13 protein-coding genes are annotated in these 17,554 nt (G+C 72.6%); 5 read left to right on the top strand and 8 right to left on the bottom strand.

Annotation, left to right across the window (positions count from 1 at the left end; genetic code table 11):
- Positions 1–82 precede the first annotated feature (82 nt).
- Positions 83–685 carry a 3-isopropylmalate dehydratase small subunit gene (leuD, locus tag MUY22_RS21760; protein ID WP_247062055.1) on the bottom strand — a complete coding sequence of 201 codons (603 nt, stop codon included), beginning with the start codon at positions 683–685 and terminating at the stop codon, positions 83–85.
- Positions 686–717: 32 nt separating this feature from the next.
- Positions 718–2,151: a 3-isopropylmalate dehydratase large subunit gene (gene leuC, locus MUY22_RS21755; protein WP_247062054.1), complete on the bottom strand. Its 1,434-nt coding sequence runs from the start codon at positions 2,149–2,151 to the stop codon at positions 718–720.
- Between the two features lie 146 nt (positions 2,152–2,297).
- Between leuC and MUY22_RS21750 the strand changes: the two genes are divergently transcribed.
- Positions 2,298–2,999 carry an IclR family transcriptional regulator gene (locus tag MUY22_RS21750; RefSeq protein WP_163046815.1) on the top strand — a complete coding sequence of 234 codons (702 nt, stop codon included), beginning with the start codon at positions 2,298–2,300 and terminating at the stop codon, positions 2,997–2,999.
- Between the two features lie 91 nt (positions 3,000–3,090).
- On the opposite strand, the gene MUY22_RS21745 is transcribed toward MUY22_RS21750, so the two are convergent.
- Positions 3,091–3,405, bottom strand: a complete 315-nt coding sequence (locus MUY22_RS21745) for a nuclear transport factor 2 family protein (protein ID WP_247062053.1) — start codon at positions 3,403–3,405, stop codon at positions 3,091–3,093.
- Between the two features lie 120 nt (positions 3,406–3,525).
- On the opposite strand from MUY22_RS21745, the gene MUY22_RS21740 reads away from it, so the two are divergent.
- Positions 3,526–3,783 (top strand): hypothetical protein, encoded by a 258-nt coding sequence (locus MUY22_RS21740; RefSeq protein ID WP_247062052.1) that lies wholly within the window; start codon positions 3,526–3,528, stop codon positions 3,781–3,783.
- 61 nt (positions 3,784–3,844) lie between these two features.
- On the top strand, positions 3,845–4,420 hold the full coding sequence (locus tag MUY22_RS21735; RefSeq protein WP_247062051.1) for a hypothetical protein: 576 nt from the start codon (positions 3,845–3,847) through the stop codon (positions 4,418–4,420).
- Between the two features lie 84 nt (positions 4,421–4,504).
- On the opposite strand, the gene MUY22_RS21730 is transcribed toward MUY22_RS21735, so the two are convergent.
- The gene (locus tag MUY22_RS21730; RefSeq protein ID WP_247062050.1) at positions 4,505–6,556 is read right to left on the bottom strand and encodes a glycoside hydrolase family 3 C-terminal domain-containing protein; all 2,052 of its coding nucleotides are present in this window, start codon (positions 6,554–6,556) and stop codon (positions 4,505–4,507) included.
- 164 nt (positions 6,557–6,720) lie between these two features.
- Here MUY22_RS21730 and MUY22_RS21725 point away from each other — a divergent pair, with 164 nt between their 5' ends.
- Positions 6,721–7,218, top strand: coding sequence for a hypothetical protein (locus MUY22_RS21725; protein ID WP_247062049.1), 498 nt, complete (start codon positions 6,721–6,723; stop codon positions 7,216–7,218).
- Between the two features lie 59 nt (positions 7,219–7,277).
- On the opposite strand, the gene MUY22_RS21720 is transcribed toward MUY22_RS21725, so the two are convergent.
- From MUY22_RS21720 to MUY22_RS21705, 4 genes are read right to left on the bottom strand one after another with little or no spacing between them, the layout of a single operon-like run.
- Positions 7,278–8,258 (bottom strand): hypothetical protein, encoded by a 981-nt coding sequence (locus MUY22_RS21720; protein ID WP_247062047.1) that lies wholly within the window; start codon positions 8,256–8,258, stop codon positions 7,278–7,280.
- Positions 8,255–11,656: an AAA family ATPase gene (locus tag MUY22_RS21715; protein WP_247062046.1), complete on the bottom strand. Its 3,402-nt coding sequence runs from the start codon at positions 11,654–11,656 to the stop codon at positions 8,255–8,257. The genes MUY22_RS21720 and MUY22_RS21715 overlap by 4 nt, the downstream gene beginning before the upstream one ends.
- Before the next feature lies 1 nt (position 11,657).
- A complete protein-coding gene (locus MUY22_RS21710) occupies positions 11,658–12,818 on the bottom strand; it encodes an exonuclease SbcCD subunit D (RefSeq protein WP_247062044.1) in 1,161 nt (386 codons plus the stop codon).
- Positions 12,819–12,857: 39 nt separating this feature from the next.
- Positions 12,858–14,603, bottom strand: a complete 1,746-nt coding sequence (locus MUY22_RS21705) for an ATP-binding protein (RefSeq protein ID WP_247062042.1) — start codon at positions 14,601–14,603, stop codon at positions 12,858–12,860.
- Between the two features lie 694 nt (positions 14,604–15,297).
- Here MUY22_RS21705 and MUY22_RS21700 point away from each other — a divergent pair.
- Positions 15,298–15,984, top strand: a complete 687-nt coding sequence (locus tag MUY22_RS21700; RefSeq protein WP_247062040.1) for an HU family DNA-binding protein — start codon at positions 15,298–15,300, stop codon at positions 15,982–15,984.
- The last annotated feature ends 1,570 nt before the right edge of the window (positions 15,985–17,554 follow it).

The following is a 17,554-nucleotide window of genomic DNA, read 5'->3' as shown; positions in this document are numbered from 1 at the left end:
AGCAGTGTGACGGCGAGCCACGGAGGGCGGGATTCCCGTTGCAGGGCAAGGGATCCCGCCCCCGCGGCCGGCCGGGGCCGGGCTAGCCGGCGGCGATCGGCGTGGTCGTCGGCTTCCAGGACGGACGGGTCGTCTCGAAGCCGTCGATCTCACCGGCATGGCGCAACGTGAGAGCGATGTCGTCGAGTCCTTCGAGCAGCCGCCAGCGGACGTATTCGTCGATCTGGAACGGCGCGGTGAAGTCCTTGGCCCGCACGGTCTTGGTCTCGAGGTCCACCGTGACCTCGGTGCCGGGCTCGTTCTCGAGCAGTTTCCAGAGCAGTTCGACGTCGTGCTGCTCGCACTGGGCGGCCACCAGGCCGCCCTTGCCGGAGTTGCCGCGGAAGATGTCGGCGAACCGGGCGGAGATGACGGCCCGGAAGCCGTAGTCCATCAGCGCCCAGACGGCGTGTTCGCGGGAGGAACCGGTGCCGAAGTCCGGTCCGGCGACGAGCACGCTGCCGGCGTTGAACGGCTCCTGGTTGAGGATGAACTGCTCGTCGCCGCGCCAGGCGGCGAACAGGCCGTCCTCGAAGCCGGTCCGGGTGACCCGCTTGAGGTAGACCGCCGGGATGATCTGGTCGGTGTCCACGTTGGACCGGCGCAGCGGGACGCCGACGCCGGTGTGCTGGGTGAACGGTTCCATGGTGGGAGCTCCTCTCGGGAGATCGGCAGTGGTCAGCGGGTGGCGGTGACGAGGTCTTCCGGCGACGACAGCGTGCCGCGCACGGCCGTCGCGGCGGCGACCAGCGGCGAGACCAGGTGCGTCCGGCCGCCCTTGCCCTGCCGGCCCTCGAAGTTGCGGTTCGACGTCGACGCGCTGCGCTCGCCCGGCTTCAGCTGGTCCGGGTTCATGCCGAGGCACATCGAGCAGCCGGCCTGCCGCCACTCGGCGCCCGCGTCGGTGAAGACCGTGTCGAGGCCTTCCTCCTCGGCGGCCTTGCGCACCCGCATCGAGCCGGGGACGACCAGCATCCGGACCGAGTCCGCCACCTTGCGCCCGCGCAGCACCTCGGCCGCGGCCCGCAGGTCCTCGATCCGGCCGTTGGTGCAGGAGCCGAGGAAGACGGTGTCGACCGAGATCTCGCGCAGCGGCGTCCCGGGCTTCAAGTCCATGTAGGACAGCGCTTTTTCAGCGGCAATGCGGTCGTTCTCGTCCGGGATCTGCTCCGGGTCGGGCACCTCGGCACCCAGCGGGAGGCCCTGGCCGGGGTTGGTGCCCCAGGTCACGAACGGCGTCAGCGCGCTCGCGTCGAGGTGCACCTCCTCGTCGAACTCCGCGCCGTCGTCGGTGCGCAGCTGCCGCCAGTTTTCGACCGCCGCGTCCCAATCGGCGCCCTTCGGCGAGTGCGGGCGGCCCTTGAGGTACTCGAACGTCGTCTCGTCCGGGCCGATCATCCCGGCGCGGGCGCCGGCCTCGATCGACATGTTGCACACGGTCATCCGGGCTTCCATCGACAGGGCTTCGATGGCCTTGCCGCGGTATTCGAGGATGTAGCCCTGGCCCCCGCCGGTGCCGATCTTCGCGATCACCGCGAGGATGACGTCCTTGGCCGTGACGCCGGGGCGCAGCTCGCCGTCGACCGTGATCGCCATCGTCTTGAACGGCCGCAGCGGCAACGTCTGGGTGGCCATGACGTGCTCGACCTCGGACGTGCCGATGCCGAAGGCGATGGAGCCGAACGCGCCGTGCGTGGACGTGTGGCTGTCGCCGCAGACCACCGTCATGCCCGGCTGGGTCAGGCCGAGCTGCGGGCCGATGACGTGCACGATGCCCTGCTCGGCGTCACCCATCGGGTGCAGCCGGACACCGAACTCCTTGCAGTTGCGGCGAAGGGTGTCGACCTGCGTGCGCGAGACCGGATCGGCGATGGGGAGCTCGATGTCCACGGTGGGGACGTTGTGGTCCTCGGTCGCGATGGTGAGGTCGGGGCGGCGCAGCGGCCGCCCGGCCAGCCGGAGGCCGTCGAAGGCCTGCGGGCTGGTCACTTCGTGCAGCAGGTGGAGGTCGATGTAGAGCAGGTCCGGTTCGGCGCCTTCGCCTCGGCGCACGAGGTGGCTTTCCCACACCTTCTCCGCGAGTGTGCGGGCCTTGCCGGTCGGGCTGGTCATCTCCGGCTCCTTCCACGGTTCATTGTGGTGGTGGAACTCGGGCGCACACCTGCGGAACTGGTGCGAGCCGCGAAGGGAGGGCGCAGCTCGAGTTCGGGTTTCCCAGATGCTGGACTTCCCAAAGTGCGGGACGCTAGTATCGGGTCGTGGGACAGCATAGCGGTATCGGAGTACTGGACAAAGCAGTGGCCGTTCTGCAGGCGGTCGCCGACGACCCCTGCGGCCTGGCGGAACTGTGCACGCGGACCGGGTTACCGCGGGCGACCGCGCACCGGCTCGCGGTCGGTCTCGAGGTGCACCGCCTGCTGCGTCGCGGACCGGACGGACGCTGGCGCCCGGGCACGGCACTGGCCGAACTCGCGGGTGGTTCGACCGACCCGCTGCTCGACGCCGCCGGCGTGGTCCTGCCCAAACTGCGGGACGTCACCGGCGAAAGCGTGCAGCTGTACCGGCGTGACGGCGTCCAGCGCGTGTGCGTCGCGACGGCCGAACCGCCGTCGGGCCTGCGCGACACGGTCCCGATCGGCTCCCGGCTGCCGATGACGGCGGGCTCGGGCGCGAAGGTGCTGGCGGCGTGGGCGGATCCGCACACGCAGCGCACGATCCTGGCGGACGCGGTCTTCGGCGAGCGCACGCTGCTGGAAGTCCGCCGCCGCGGCTGGGCGCAGAGCGTCGCCGAGCGCGAGCCGGGAGTGGCGAGCATCTCGGCGCCGGTCCGCGACTCGGCCGGCACGGTGGTCGCGGCGGTCTCGGTGTCCGGCCCGATCGAGCGCATCGGCCGCAAGCCGGGCGCCCGCTGGGCCGCGGACCTCCTCGCGGCGGCCGACGCGCTCCAGGAGCGTCTCTGACGTCACTCCCGCCTCAGGAGTCACACCAACGCCGTGAGGGACACCTTCAGGGATTCAGCGTCCCTGAAGGTGCCCCTCACGGCGTTCGGGGTCAGGCCTGGCCGGTTTCGAAGCGGGCGACCTTGCCGTCGCGGACCGTGAAGCTCCAGCGGGTGCGCATCGCGCCCCACGTCGCGTTCGAGTAGCTCGCGACGAACGAACGGCCGTCGTCCTGCGCCTTCTCGACCGTCAGGTGGCCGTCGCTCGAGAAGATCTCCCGCTCGGTCCACTCGCCGAGGTCGCGCTCGGTGCCGTCGTCGGACATCGTCGCGTCCGGGGTCAGCGCGGCCTGGAACGCCGTGCGGTCGCCCGCGTTCAGCGCGTCCACGAAGGCACGCACCGCCGGGTCGCCGATCTGGTCCGTCATGGGTTCATCCCACCAGGCGCCGGCCCGGCGTGCACCTTTTCGGGGGAACCTGGCCGCGGTGGCGTATTCGGTGACCGCGGTCACGTCTCCTTCCCGACGGAACCATGGAGGGGGCACACCATGTCCACCACGCTGAACCGCCGGGCGCTCGCGATGCTGCGGGCCGTCGGGGCCGGGCGGGCCGAGCTGACCTGCAGCTGCGAACCCGACCTGCGCGTCGACGGCCTGCCGTGCTGCGACCAGGCGACCGCGCACGACCTGGCCCGCGCCGGGCTGATCCGGCCGGCGCTCGGCCCGGCCGTCGCCGTCGGGCAGTGGGCGCGCGCGGAGCTGACCGACGACGGCCTCCTCGCGCTCGGCGCGGCACTTGCCGCCTGAGGGGCAACCGTTCGCCCCCCTCGCGCGTGTACGCGGCAACGAAGCACCGCGAGGGGGAAACATGAGGATCGCCGCAGGCCTGCTGGGCGTGGGCCTGGCCCTGACCGCCTGTACCGGACCCGGGGCGGAACCGGCCGCCCCGACCGTGACGGTGACCTCGCCGTTCCCGGTGGCGCCGACCGCGGATCCGGCCGTCCTGAGCTGGGTGGACGGCTTCTGTTCCGCGATCAACGGCTACCGCGTGCGCACCAACGCCGAGACCGGGCCGCCCGGAGCCCCTCCGACGACGGTCGCCGAGGCGCAGAAGGCGCTCTCCGTCCAGTTGGGCGGGATCGCGAACCGGACCGGTGAGGTGGTGGACAAGCTGGCGGCGCTGCCGCCGGCCCCGGAGCCGCTGGCGGAGCAGGTCCGGACGGCGTTCGTCACGAAGTTCACGACGTCCCGGGACCGCGCGGCCTCGGCGAAGACCGAGCTGGACCGGGCGAAGCCGGGCGACCAGGCGTCCCAGGACCCGGCGGGCGACGCCCTCGACCTGGCCCAGAAGGACATCGACGGCGTCTACGACCCGGTGGCCCCGCTGGCGGAGTCACCGAAGCTGATAGCCGCCGCCGCGGCCGCACCCGGCTGCAAGGCCTGAGCCGCTGGGGTCGGCCCGAAGTCCGTGAATGCCACATTCACGGACACTTGGTCCCTCGATGTGGCATTCACGGACTTGCGCGGGTCAGCGGTGCAGGGACGCCTTCAGCGGCAGGGAGCGGGACGAGTCGCCCACCTGGATCGTGAAGCCGCCGTGGACCGGGCGCCACGCCTTGTCCCAGATCGAGAAGTCGCGGGTGTCCAGCTTGATCGTCACGCGCTGGGCCTGCCCCGGCGCCAGCTGCACCCGCTCGAAGCCCTTGAGCTGGCGGGGCGGTTCGCCCGCGGCGGCCGGGAAGCCCAGGTACAGCTGCGCGACCTCGGCGCCCGCGCGGTGGCCGGTGTTGCGGACCGTGAACGTCGCCGTCGCGCCGTCGCCCGTGTTGCGGACCGACAGGCCCGAGAAGGCGAACGTCGTGTACGACAGGCCGTAGCCGAACGGGAACAGCGGCGCCTTGCCCTGCGCGTCGAACCAGCGGTAGCCGACCTGCAGACCTTCCGAGTACGAAGCCACGCCGTCGACGCCGGGGAACTGCTCGGGTGTGTTCGCCGGGGTGTCGGCGTCCGCCGCCGGGAACGTGATCGGGAGCTTCGCCGACGGGTTGCTGTCACCGAAGAGCACACCCGCCACCGCCGCGCCGTCCTGCTGGCCCGGGTACCAGGCCTGCAGGATCGCGGGCACCGACGACGCCCACGGCATGAGCACCGGGCCGCCGCTCTTCACCACGACCACCGTGTGCGGGTTGGCCGCGGCGACCGCCGCGACGAGCGCGTCCTGGTTGCCGTCCAGCGCCAGGCTCGGGCGGTCCTTGCCCTCCAGTTCGTTGTCGCCGACCATCACGACCGCGACGTCGGACGCCCCGGCCAGGGCCGCCGCCCGCGCGGGGTCACTGCCGTCGTCGAGCGTCACCGCGGCGCCCGGAACCCGCTGCCGGAGGCCCGCCAAGGGGTCCACTGTGGACGTCGGGATGACGGCGGAGCTGCCGCCACCGCCGGTCTTCGCCTGGGTCGCGAACGGGCCGATCAGCGCGATCGACCGCACCGCGGCGGAGTCGAGCGGCAACTGCGCGTGTTCGTTGCGCAGCAGCACCATGCCGCGCTCGGCGAACTGCTTCGCGGCCGCGTCGTGCTCGGCGGCCGGCAACGGCGTGAGCACCGGCGGGTGGTCGAACTGGCCGAAGGCGAACATCGTCCGCAACCGCGGCAGCAGCAGCTGGTCGACGCGCTGCTCGGTGACCTGCCCGGCGAGCACCGCCTGCTTCAGCTTGTCGCCGTACCAGGTGCCGTCGATCATCTCGAGGTTCATGCCCGCGTTCGCCGAGCCGACCGTGCTGTGCGCGGCGCCCCAGTCGGACTGCACGAACCCCTTGAAGCCCCAGTCGTCGCGCAGCTTTCCCTGCAGCAGCGCGGGGTTCTCGCACGTGAAGACGCCGTTGATCTTCGGGTAGGCGCACATCACCGACCCGGCCCGGCCTTCGGTGACGGCCTGTTCGAAGTGCGGCAGGTAGATCTCGTTGAGCGTGCGCTCGTCGATGTGCTCGTCGATGCTCTGCCGCTGCGTCTCCTGGTTGTTCGCCGCGTAGTGCTTGACCTCGGCGATGGTGCCGTTCTCCTGGATGCCGCGGATGTCGGCGGCGGCCAGCGCCCCGGCGAGCACCGGGTCCTCCCCCATGCCCTCGAACGTCCGGCCGTTGCGCGGGACGCGCGCGATGTTGATGTCGGGCGCCTCGGACACGTTGTGCGCGAGCGCGCGGGTCTCACTGCCGATCAGCCGGCCGTAGCGGCGCGCGGCGTCGGTGTCGAACGTCGAGGCCAGCGCCATCGTGGCGGGCAGCGCGGTCGCCGGTTTCTGCGGTTTGTCGTCGGCCGGGCCCATGCCGGCCGGGCCGTTGGCGATCCGGAACCCGGGCACGCCGAGCCGCGGGATCGGCGGCACGAACCGCTGGTGCTCGGCGTCGGGCTGCAGGTGCAGCTGGGAGATCTTCTCGTCCAGGGTCATCGCCGCGACCAGTTCCGCGGCGCGGCGATCGGGCGACTGCCGGGCGTCGCGCCACGGCTGAGCGGCGGCCATCCCGGTGAGCGGGACCGTCAGCGAAAGCCCCAGCAACGAGGCAAGAACCATTCGGCCATAACGCATCGAGTCTCCCTCGCCACTGAACGGGACCAAGCCGGGGAGAAGGTAACGCATACGTGGCAACAAAACATAGACTCGATGGTCGTTCACGTACATGAACATTCCCGGTGCTCAACCGTTTTCGCGGCTCACGCGTGGAGGAGGCGAGGAACGAGGGAGGACGAGGGATGTTCAAGAAAACACTGATCGGCGTAATGGTGGCGGGCGCGGCGACGCTGACCCTGGCGGCCCCGGCGAGCGCCGCCGACGAGGTCTGGTGGGGCCTGACCGCGCAGGTGGAACCGGGCGGCCGGATCGACGCGACGGTCTACGCGGGCATGGGCCACGGCTGCACCCCGAAGGGACCGGTCACGTCGGCGGGCTTCGCCGCGCCGCTCGACTGGACCGAAGGCGGCAACTTCGGCAAGTACGGCGGGCACACCAAGGCGATCCAGCGGCCCGGCAAGTACACCGCGTCGTTCCCGTGCTCGGACGGCCGGAAGGCGACGGCGTCCTTCACCATCCTGGGCACCCCGCCGCCCACCACCACGACGTCCAAGCCGAAGCCGCCGACCACGAAGCCGAAGCCGCCGGCGACGTCGACGAAGCCCGCCAAGCCGGTGAAACCGCAGGTCGCGGTCAAGCCGGCCGGCGCACCGCAGACCGGGGACGGGTCGCTGAGCTGACCCTCCACAAAGGACCCCCGGGCCGGTCGCATCCCCAGTCGGCCGCCCCGGGGCCCGGCTCAGCGTGACGCGGCCAGCCGCAGCGCCCGGTAGACGAACTGCTGGTCGCCGAGCCGGTGCCGCAGGTCGCGCTCCAGCCCGGCGATCGGGTACAGGTTCTGCGGCGCCCGCGAGTCCTTGTACGGCACCGACGCGAAGCGCCCCAGCACCGACTGCGTGACGTTCGCCAGGTCCGTCACCTCTTCGCGCGCGAGGTGCGGGGCCGCCTCGACGCGCACCACCCCCGACCACGGCGGGCCGCCGTCCGAGGGCAGGCGCAGGTACCAGGAGTGCCGGACCCACGTCGTGCCCATCAGGAACACCGGCGTGCGCTGGTGCGGGGTGAGCTCGCCGACCATCGCGTTGAGCTCGCCCGGCAGGTAGGTCGTCTGGTGGCTCTTGATGAACCCGACGGCCCGGGGCAGGTGCGTGCGCCCGCTCAGCGGGCCGTCGACGACGAGCAGGTCGTGGGCGACGTGCCCGGCGATCGCCCGGCGCGCTTCCTCGGCCGTCGCCAGCTCGACGTCGGCCAGCTCGCTCTGCAACGCCGACGACAGCACCACGGCGAGGGGCTTGTCGTCCTTGGCCGTCGCGCGGAACGCCTCGTACCGCCCGGCCGTCGTCTCGATACCGGCGGCTTCCGGCGCGACGGTGAACAGCCCGCGCCGGACGTTGGCGGCGACGACGTGCGCCCGGCCCGCGCAGCAGCACACCACCCCGGCCGCGTAGGACGCGCAGATCCCGATGGACGCGGAGTTCGCGCCGTCCGGGTCGTCGATCCAGACGCGGGCGTCGATGCGGCGGACGCCGTCCACGAACAGCACCGCGTCCGGCGGCGACGGCACCGGCGACGGGTCGATCGGCGCCCACTCGGCGGCCGGGACCTCGACGTCGAGCTCGACCTCGGCCTGCGACCGGGCGAGCTCCTCGGCCTCCATCGAGCTGCCGTAACCCGGGTCCCAGGCGTCGATGTTGAAGCTCATCCCCGCCACCGCGGTCATGCGCCCTCCCTGGTGATGTGCGAGCCGCTGCCGTCGCGGGTGACCAGGAACCGGACCGGCACGCGCTCGGCCAGCGCCGGCACGTGCGTGATCACGCCGACCATCCGCGTGCCGGAGGCCGACAGGTTCTCCAAAGTGGACGCTACGACGTCGAGGGTCGCCTCGTCGAGCGTCCCGAAGCCCTCGTCGAGGAAGATCGACTCCAGCTTGGTCGCGCCGGCCACGGCCATGGCGCCCAGCTGGGACGACAGCGCGAGGGCGAGCGCCAGCGACGCCTGGAAGGTCTCCCCGCCCGACAGCGTCTTCACCGGGCGGCGGGCGTCGGCCTCGTTGTGGTCCACCACCAGGAAGTCGCCCTTGTCGTGGGTCAGCTCGAACTGCCCGCCGGACAGCTCCAGCAGCGACGCGGACGCCTCGGCGACCAGCGTGTCGAGCGCCCCGGCGATCAGCCAGCGCGGGAACTTGTCCGAGCGCAGGAGATCCGCGAGCAGCTTCGCGACCTGCGACTCCGACTCCGCGCCCGCGATGTCGCCGCGCAGGCCTTCGACGTGGGCCACCCGCCGCCGCAGCTCGGTGTGGTCGGCCTCGGCGCGGGCGCGCGCGGTGGCCAGCGCCACCGGCACCCGGTCGCGCACCGGCCCCGCCGGCAGGGTGATCCCGAGCGCGGTGACGTCGTCGGCGACCTGCTGTTCGGCCCCGCGCAACGCTTCCGCGGCGGAACCCTCGGCGGTCTCGGCGGCGGCCAGCCGCGCACGGCGTTCGGTCGCCTGCCCGGCCGCCCAGTCCGTCAGCGACGTCCAGGCGTCCAGGAGGCTTTCGCCGTCGATCGGCGGTGCGCCGAAGCCGACGAGGGGATCGCGCGCCCGGGACAGCTTCTGCCGCTCGGCCTCGACTTCCTTGCTCACGCGCGCCTGGCCGTCGATGGCCTGCTTCGCCGCGGCACGCGCGGTGCGCAGCTCCGCGTCGGCGGCACGCGCGGCTTCTTCGAGCGACGCGACCTGCGCCAGCCGCGCGGTGACGACGTCGGCGGACGGCGCTTCGGCGAGCGTCACGATCAGTTCGTCACGGCGGCGCGTGGTGGTGTCCAGCCGGGTGCGCGCCGACTGCTCGGCCAGGCCCGCGTCGTTCGCCTGCGTGCGGCGGGTTTCGGCGGTCCGCTCGGCCGACGCGAGGTCGTCCGCCGCGACGACGGCTTCCTTGCCCGCGGCTTCGGCGGCCGCTTCGAGCGCCCCCGACGCGGTGCGCCGTGCCTCGAGCGCCGACGCCGCCCACGCCGTGAGCCGCTGCCAGCCCGCCGCGACGTCGTCGGCGTCGATCCCCGGCGCACCCAGCTCCACCAGCGGATCCCGGGCCGCCCGCAGGGCTTCCCGGGCCGCCACGGCCGACTTCTCGACGACTTCGGCGTCGCGCTGGGCCGCCGTGCGCTCGGCGCGGGCCGCCGCCAGTTCGGCGTCGGCGGCGCGGGCGGCCTCGATGACGCGGGCGCGGGCGTCGAGCGTCGCGGACAGCCATTCCCCTCGCTCGCGCACGGCGGCGATGAGATCGGCGAAGTCCTGCTCGGAAGAACCGGCTTCGACCGGGCGCAGCAGCACAGCCGACTCCGGCGGGCCTTCGACGTCCGCGAGGGCCACGCGCAGCTCTTCCGCCTGCGCGGCCGCCGAAGCGGACTGGTCGGCGTCGCGGTCCACGGCCCGTTCCAGCTTGCGGACGGCGGTTTCGGCCGCCGCGCGCCGCTGCTCGGCCTGGTCCTGGCGCTCGCGGGCCTCGGCGAGGTGGGCGTGGCCGTCGTGCGCCGGCACGGCCGAGACTTCCTGCTCGCACACCGGGCACGGGTGCCCGACGGCGAGCCCGGCCCGCAGGACCAGCGCCTGCCCGGCGCGTTCGGCGTCGGTCACCGCGGTCCGAGCCGCGGTGAGTTCGGCGTCGGACGCGGTGAAAGCCGTCCGCGCCGCGTCGAGTTCCGTGCGGCGGGCCGCGTGCTCCGGCAGGGCTTTGCGCTGGGTCTCGGCCACCGTGTAGAGGGTGCGGGCGTCGGTCCGGGCCGCGGTGAGCGCGGCACCGTCCGGCTGGGCGGCCAGCGCGGCGCGCGCTTCGGCGTCGGCGGTCTCGGCCGCGGTCAGCCGGGATGCCGCCGCCGTCACGCGCTTCGCGACGCGCGCGGACTCCGCGGACAGGTCACCGAGATCCGCCGGCGGCCGCAGCCCGGCCAGCCGGTCCCGCTCGCCGCGGACGCGCGCGGCGTCGGCGGCGGCGTTCTCGGCGGCCCGCGCGGTGGTGTCGTGGGTCTTGCGGGCCGCGTCGACGATCGCCACCGCGCCGGCCACCGCCGTCGCTGCGGTGTCCTTCGCCTGCGACGCCGTCTTCGCGCCTTCGGCCAGGCCGGGGAGGGCCTCCTCGGCCGCGCCGAGTTCCGTGCGGGCGGCGCGGATCCGCTCCAGCTCGCCCCGGTCGGGCGCGGCGGCTAGCGCGGCGCGGGCCGCTTCGTCCGCCGTCTCGGCCGAGTCGAGGGTGCTCCGCGCGGCTGTGGCCGCCTCCGCCGCGGTCCGGCGCCGGGCTTCGAGATCTTCGACGCCGTCAGGGCGTTCCAGCGCGTCGAGGACCGCGAGGTCCCGGGTGAGCGTGGTGACGAGCTGCCGGGCTTCGTCGTGCGCGCGGGTCGCGTCGGTCAACCCCGGCAACGCCGTTTCGACCCGCGCGTCCAGTTCGGCCAGCGCGGTCATGCGCGCGGCCAGGGCCTCGACGGCTTCCTCGGTCGCGTCGGCGTAACTGCCGAGCTGCTCTTCCAGGACTTTCGCGCGCTGCGCCTGCTGCTCGGCGGTCACGTTGGCGCGGCGGCCGATCCGCTCGTAGACCTCCAGGCCCAGCAGCTTGATGAGGATCTTCTGCCGGTCGGCGGCCTTGGCGTGCAGGAACTCCGCGAAGTCGCCCTGCGGCAGCGCGACGCAGGTGCAGAAGTGCTTGAACGTCAACCCGAGCAGACGTTCGATCGCCGGCGTCACCTCGGAGTCCGCGGCGACGGCGTCGGCCTCGTCGTCCGGGCCGCCGAGCGCGGCGTTGTCGGCGAGCCGCTCCAGGCGGACGTTCTTCACGCTGACCGTGGGTTTCTTACCGCCGCTGCGGCGGACTTCGCGCACCACGTGGTAGCGCGTGCCGCCCGCGTCGAAGACCAGCCGCACGGTCGCGCGGTTCGCCGTCGGAGCCAGTGCTGGCGCCACGAGACCTTCGTGGTCCCAGCGGGCGACCGAACCGTAGAGGGCGAAGGTGAGCGCGTCGATGACCGTGCTCTTGCCGGCGCCGGTCGGCCCCACGAGCGCGAAGTAGTCCGTGTCCTCGAAGCTGACTTCGGTCTTCTCGCGGAACGACGCGAAGCCGGTCATCTCCAGCAGTACCGGTCGCATGTCACACCCCGCTCGTCTCGTCGTCGTGCAGCCGCGCGAAGAGCGCCTGCACCCTCTTGTCCGCCACCGTCCGCTCGTCGCAGTACGCCGCGAACAGCTCACCCGGTGACCGGTCCGCCACCGCGCGTTCGCCGCCCGACGCCGTGATCGGCGCCGCGAACTCCGGGTCGATGCGGATCTCCAGGGCGTTGGGCAGGGCTTCCTGGATCTCCTCCCGCAGCCCGGCCCGGGTCGCTTCCCGGACGTAGACACGCAGGTAGTCCTCGCCGAACTCCGCGGCCCGGCCGACGAGTTCCGCCACCGTGCCGTGGACGGTGCGCAGCTTCCGCCCCGACGTCAGCGGGATTTCGGTGATCTTCGCGGGCGTGCTCGGCGTCACCTCCACCGACAGCACGACGCTCGTGTTGTCCTGCTCGCCGAAATCGACGGGCATCGGCGCGCCGCTGTAGTGCACCGGGCAGGCCGCCGGCAGCGACTGGCGCCGGTGCAGGTGCCCGAGCGCGACGTAGTGCGGGTCGGCGCCGAACGCCGTCGCCGGCACGTGGTACTCGAAGATGGACTGGGCCGCGCGTTCGCCGCCGCCCATCGCCCCGCCCGTCACGGTCAGGTGCGCCATGACGAGGTTGACGGCGCCGTCGGTGAAGCCGGACTTGAGGTGCTCCAGGATGTCGCGCACGCGCTGGTCGTACTGGCCGACGTTGTCCGCCGGCGTCCCGGCGAGCAGCTCCGCGGCGCGCACCGCGTAGCGCTGGGAAAGGAAGGGCAGCACGGCGACGTTGACGCGCTCGCCCGTCGAACGCGCGTCGAACGACACGACACCGCCGTCGGCGACCGGGCGCGGGTCGCCGGACAGCTGGATGCCCGCGGCCCGCAGCAGCGGCCGGTACGCCTCGAACGTCGCGGCGTGGTCGTGGTTCCCGGCGATCGCCAGGACCTCGGCACCGGTTTCGCGCAGCGCCATCAGGGCCTGCACCACGAGTTCCTGCGCGGCGGCCGACGGCGCCGACGTCTCGTAGAGGTCACCCGCGATCAGGATCGCGTCGAAGGCCTCCTTCCGCGCGATCCGGACGATCTCGCCGAGCACGGCGCGCTGCTCGTCCAGGCGGTTGCGGCCCTTGAGCGTCTTGCCGACGTGCCAGTCGGAGGTGTGCAGGAACTTCACGCGGCGTCCTTCCGTTCTTCGCCTGTGGCCGGGGGGGGCTCAGAAAGGTGGTGGGTCGTCGCCGAACGGGTCGCTGCTGCCGCGCGTGGGCAGGCCCGCGAACGGATCGGCGTTCTTGGACACGGCCGTCGTGGTCGGGACCTGTCCCGCCTCGGAGAGCCGCGTGGCCCAGGCCGGGAACGGGAAGCCGACCGCGATCGGCACCGGGATCTCCGGCTGGCTCACGAACATCGTGCCGGGCGTCGCGAGCGTCGCGCGGACCCGCTGGCTGGCCGGGAGGAAGCCGTACTCGGGGCGCGAGGCCTCCGCGGCGTCGAGGCGGCCGACGATCCGGATCGAGCTGTTGCTGACGATCCGGCGTTCGACCTCGGACGCGGTCTGCTGCGCGCCGATCAGGATCACACCGAGGGAGCGGCCGCGCTCGGCGATGTCCAGCAGGACTTCCTTGATCGGGCTGCTGCCTTCGCGCGGCGCGTACTTGTTGAGCTCGTCCAGCATCGTGAACAGCAGCCCGCCCGCGCCGGCCGCTTCCTTGCGCGCGGTCTCCGCGGCGAGCGTGACGCCGACGACGAACCGCTGCGCGCGCTCGACGAGGTTGTGGATGTCCACCACGGTCACCTGCTGGTTCTCCGTGGAGAGCTTGCGCGCGGCGTGGTCGGTGAGGTCGCCGCGGATGAGGCCGTTGAGCGCGCGCTGGCTCGAGCGCAGGCGGCGGATGAACGCGTTGACCGTGCCCGCGCCGGTGACCGCACCCGCCCAGCTCGCGCGGGTTTCCTCGTCGGTGACGCGGTCGCAGATGACGTCGATCAGCTCGGCGTAGGTGCGGCACAGCACGCCGTCGACGTTGGCGGCGCCGTCCTTCCCGGCCGGCGTCGTGTCCAGCCGCAACCGGTTCGCGACCTGGTGGATGACCATCGTGTACTGGTTGCGCTCGTCCTCGGCGTCGGCGAACACGTAGGGCAGCAGGTCGGTCGCGCAGAACTCCGCGATGGTCCACCAGAAGGCGCCGACGCCGGTGGTCCGCCCGGTGACGTAAGGCTTCCCCGTGGTGTCCGACGGCGTCGGCGGCGCGTAGAACCCGACCGAGGCGAAGGGCTCCGCGGGCAGGCCCAGCTTGGCGTACTCCTCCTGCAGCTTGGCGTCGAGGTGGATGTTCGGGGTGTCGAGGAACAGCAGGTCCTCGCCCTTGACCGAGAACACCAGGGCCTTGGCGTTGTGGGCGTTGGACAGGGCGCCGCCGCGGAAGATCGAGTGCAGCAGGAACAACGCGAACGACGTCTTCGTGGCGACGCCGGACACCCCGCTGATGCTGACGTGCGCACCGCGCGTGCCGTCGAGGAAGTCCAGGTTGAGGAACACCGGTTCGCCGTCGCGGCCCAGGCCGACCGCCACCTGGCGGCTCATGTTGTCGAAGTACAGCGCCTGCGCGCGATCCTCCCCCACCGCACGGGAGACCACGGCGCCCGGCCGCGGCGGCACGTAGCACTCGGGCTCGACGCGGGTGGTCGCGATCTCGGCGATCTCCTGCACCTGCGCGGGCAGGACTCCGTCCGAGATCAGGAAGACGTCGCTGCCGAAGCTGGCGCCTTCGTGCCGCGCGCTCACCTGCGTCACGACGCCGTAGGACACGACTTCGCCGCGCCCCGGCAGCTCCCGCCGTGTCACGACCACGTCGTCGAGCTGCAGATAGGCTTCCGGATCGATGGCCACGCAGAACTGCAGCGGCGTCGAATCCTCGGTGCCCGCCACCCGTCCGACCACGGTGGTGAGAGTCTCCTGGTCCACGGTTCTCCCTGTCCGCCCGGCGCTTCCTCCGGCCGCAGACTAGCCCGCCGGAAGTCCGCGGCTCCGGCCAACACGGCGTTGCGGCCGCTCGGTACCGGAGACGTCACCGCCCGCCATGGCTGGGCCGAACGAGTGAGTTCACCCTTCGGGGAAGATCTTTTAGTCACCACAGGCATTTCGGGCGGCACCCGGCCGGGGTCCCGCACGCCGGAAAGGTCGTCCCGGCGGGGCCCGGCGTTACCGCCCGGCACCGCGCTTCCCCCGGGCCGCCGTCCGGACTTCCGCTGGCTCCAGGGTGAAGCGGCCTCGCCGCGGGGTCCGGCGGGCCGCGCGGGGGCCACCGGCGGGCCCGCGATCCCCGATCGCAGCGCGGGATCGGGGCCGGAGTGGCCTCAGCCACACGCCGGACGCGCCCGGCCCGGCGTGTCGGCGAAAAAGTCTTCCGGGACCCCACCGGTCCTATATGGACGACCACTGTGGACGGCACCGGAACCAGGTTTTGCCTGCTCAGGGCCATGGTCGGCTTCCCGGGACCGTTGCGGGCGGGATCGGGCAAGCCCCTCTCAGAGGGCGGAACCCGCCCCCGTACAAGGAAATATTTCGACCCCCAGTTGGATTTTGTGCGGTATTGGTAATACCGTGTGCAGTGTCGGCCGAGATGGGCCGTGTACAAGTTCCACTATGGAGGACTGGAATGACGAACAAGGCCCAGCTGATCGAGGCGCTGTCTGAGCGTTTGGGCGACAAGAAGGTGGCTTCGCAGGCCGTTGACGGTCTGGTCGACATCATCATCCGGACGGTCAACAAGGGCGAGAAGGTGAACATCACCGGCTTCGGCGTGTTCGAGAAGCGCGCCCGTGCGGCCCGCACCGCTCGCAACCCGCGTACCGGTGAAGCCGTTCGCGTGAAGAAGACCAACGTCCCCGCCTTCCGCGCCGGCACCACCTTCAAGGACGTCATCTCCGGCACGAAGAAGCTGCCGAAGGCGACCCCGGTCAAGCGTGCGACCGCCGCCACCACGACCACGCGTGCGGCTGTCGCCAAGGCGTCCGCCCCGGCGAAGGCCACCAGCACGCGGGCCACCACGCCCCGCGCGGCCGCGGCCAAGCCGGCCACCGCCCGCGCGACGGCCACCCGCACGCGCGCCACCACGGCGAAGCCGGCCGCCAAGGCCACCGCGACCAAGGCGGCGACCACCACCAAGGCCGCCCCGAAGACCGCGGCCGCCAAGGCCGCCCCGGCCAAGGCCACCGCCGCGAAGGCCACCACCACCCGGGCGAAGGCAGCGGCCAAGCCGGCCGCCACCAAGACCGCGGCGGCGAAGAAGCCCGCCGCAGCCAAGGCCCCGGCCAAGCGCACGTCGGCCGCCAAGAAGAAGTGAAGTAGCTTCTGACGCCGGAAGGGCCCCGCACCAGTGGTGCGGGGCCCTTCCGCATGTCCGGGGGTTGTTCGGGTCCTGCCCGGTGTCCGGCTGGGCCTGGGCCTCCGGCCGGGCTTGGGCATCGTTGCGGGTCTGGGTCTACGGCCGGGTCTGGGTCTACAGCCGGGTCTGGGCATCCGGCTGGGCCTGGGCATCGTGGCGAGGTCTCGGTCTCCGGCTGGGCTTGGGCGTCCAGCAGACTCTGGGTCTCCGGCTGGGTCTGGGCATCGTGGCGGGATCTGGGCATACGGCCGGGTCTGTCGTCCGGCAGACTCTGGGTCTACAGCCGGGTCTGGGCATCGTGGCGGGATCTGGGCATACGGCCGGGTCTGTCGTCCGGCAGGGTCGGGTCTCCGGCCGGTCCCGGCATTGTGGCCGGGCCCGGGCATCGCCGACGGGCCGGGCATCACGACCGAGCCTGGGCCTCACCGACGGCTGGGCATCGCGGACGGCCGGTTGGAACCGGGCCGCTGTCTGCATCTCGGCTGGGCTGCTACCCCGGAGTCGAGCTGCCGCCCGCAGGCGTTGACCTCGAAATCGAGCCGCCGCCCCGCCAAGGGGACCGCAGGCATTGACCAGCACCAACCAGGCGCCCGCAGCGCCGCGAGCCCTGACCAGCGCCATGTACGTGCGGCTTCACCGGTGAGAGCGCTGCCCGGTCCCGGTCAACGCCACGGCTCCGCCGCTGCGGCAGCAGCTCGGCGCCGCTCAGTCCCTTGCGGTTCTGCTACGGCGGCGGCCGCCAAGCCCAGCCGGTCCTCGCGGTTCTGCTACTACGGCGGCCGCCGAGCCCGGCAGGTCTTTGCGGCCCCACTGCCCCGGCGACTGCCCAAGCCCGGTCAGCTCCTCGCGGGTTTCACTACCGCGCCGACTACCCGAGCCCGTTGAGCGGACGCGGTGCCGCTGGCGCACCGGCCGATCGAGGCCGGTCGATGCTTGCGGTCCCGGAGGCGTGCGGCGACTGCTCAGGCCCGGTCAGTGCCTGGGATACCGCTGGTGGGGCCACCGATCGAGGTCGGTCAGCGCTTGCGGCTTCCCGCTGCGGCAGCAGCTCGATGCCGGTGAGTGCCGGCGGTCCTCCTGGTACAGCGACTGCTCGGTCCCGGTCAGTGGGCGCACCGGCCAATCGGCACCGGTCAGTGCGCGCGATTCCGCTGGTGCGGCAGCAGCTCAAGCCCCGGCCGGCCGGTGCACCGGCCGAACAGTCCCGGTCAGCGCGCACAGTTCCGCCGAAACGGCGGCCGCTCGGCGCCGTCGGTACGCTGCGATTCCGCTGACACAGGAGCCATCAGGGCCAGTCAGTACCTTCGACACCGCCGATGCGGCAGCTGCTCGAGCCCGGCCAGCGCGCGGCACCGCCGGTGCACCCCCAATCGGTCCCGGTTCAGCACGCGCGGTTCCGCCGATCCGGCGGCCGCTCGGCGCCGTCGGTACTTGCGATTCACTGGTACAGGGGCCAATCGGTGCTGGTCCGTGCGCGCGGTTCCGCCGGTGCGGCAGCGGCCCAAGCCCGGCCGGCGCGCGGCACCGC

This window comes from Amycolatopsis sp. WQ 127309 (genome assembly GCF_023023025.1).
GTDB lineage: Bacteria > Actinomycetota > Actinomycetes > Mycobacteriales > Pseudonocardiaceae > Amycolatopsis.
The sequence above is the reverse complement of the archived record's forward strand: the minus strand, read 5'-3'. Positions and strand labels throughout refer to the sequence as shown.

What these genes read in the sequence shown, in the direction of transcription:
- MUY22_RS21725 (WP_247062049.1), top strand. Translation starts at nt 6,721, where the DNA reads ATGTTCAAGAAAACACTGATCGGCGTAATGGTGGCGGGCGCGGCGACG.
- MUY22_RS21715 (WP_247062046.1), bottom strand. Translation starts at nt 11,656, where the DNA reads ATGCGACCGGTACTGCTGGAGATGACCGGCTTCGCGTCGTTCCGCGAG.
- leuD (WP_247062055.1), bottom strand. Translation starts at nt 685, where the DNA reads ATGGAACCGTTCACCCAGCACACCGGCGTCGGCGTCCCGCTGCGCCGG.
- MUY22_RS21735 (WP_247062051.1), top strand. Translation starts at nt 3,845, where the DNA reads ATGAGGATCGCCGCAGGCCTGCTGGGCGTGGGCCTGGCCCTGACCGCC.
- leuC (WP_247062054.1), bottom strand. Translation starts at nt 2,151, where the DNA reads ATGACCAGCCCGACCGGCAAGGCCCGCACACTCGCGGAGAAGGTGTGG.
- MUY22_RS21740 (WP_247062052.1), top strand. Translation starts at nt 3,526, where the DNA reads ATGTCCACCACGCTGAACCGCCGGGCGCTCGCGATGCTGCGGGCCGTC.
- MUY22_RS21700 (WP_247062040.1), top strand. Translation starts at nt 15,298, where the DNA reads ATGACGAACAAGGCCCAGCTGATCGAGGCGCTGTCTGAGCGTTTGGGC.
- MUY22_RS21720 (WP_247062047.1), bottom strand. Translation starts at nt 8,258, where the DNA reads ATGACCGCGGTGGCGGGGATGAGCTTCAACATCGACGCCTGGGACCCG.
- MUY22_RS21745 (WP_247062053.1), bottom strand. Translation starts at nt 3,405, where the DNA reads ATGACGGACCAGATCGGCGACCCGGCGGTGCGTGCCTTCGTGGACGCG.
- MUY22_RS21730 (WP_247062050.1), bottom strand. Translation starts at nt 6,556, where the DNA reads ATGCGTTATGGCCGAATGGTTCTTGCCTCGTTGCTGGGGCTTTCGCTG.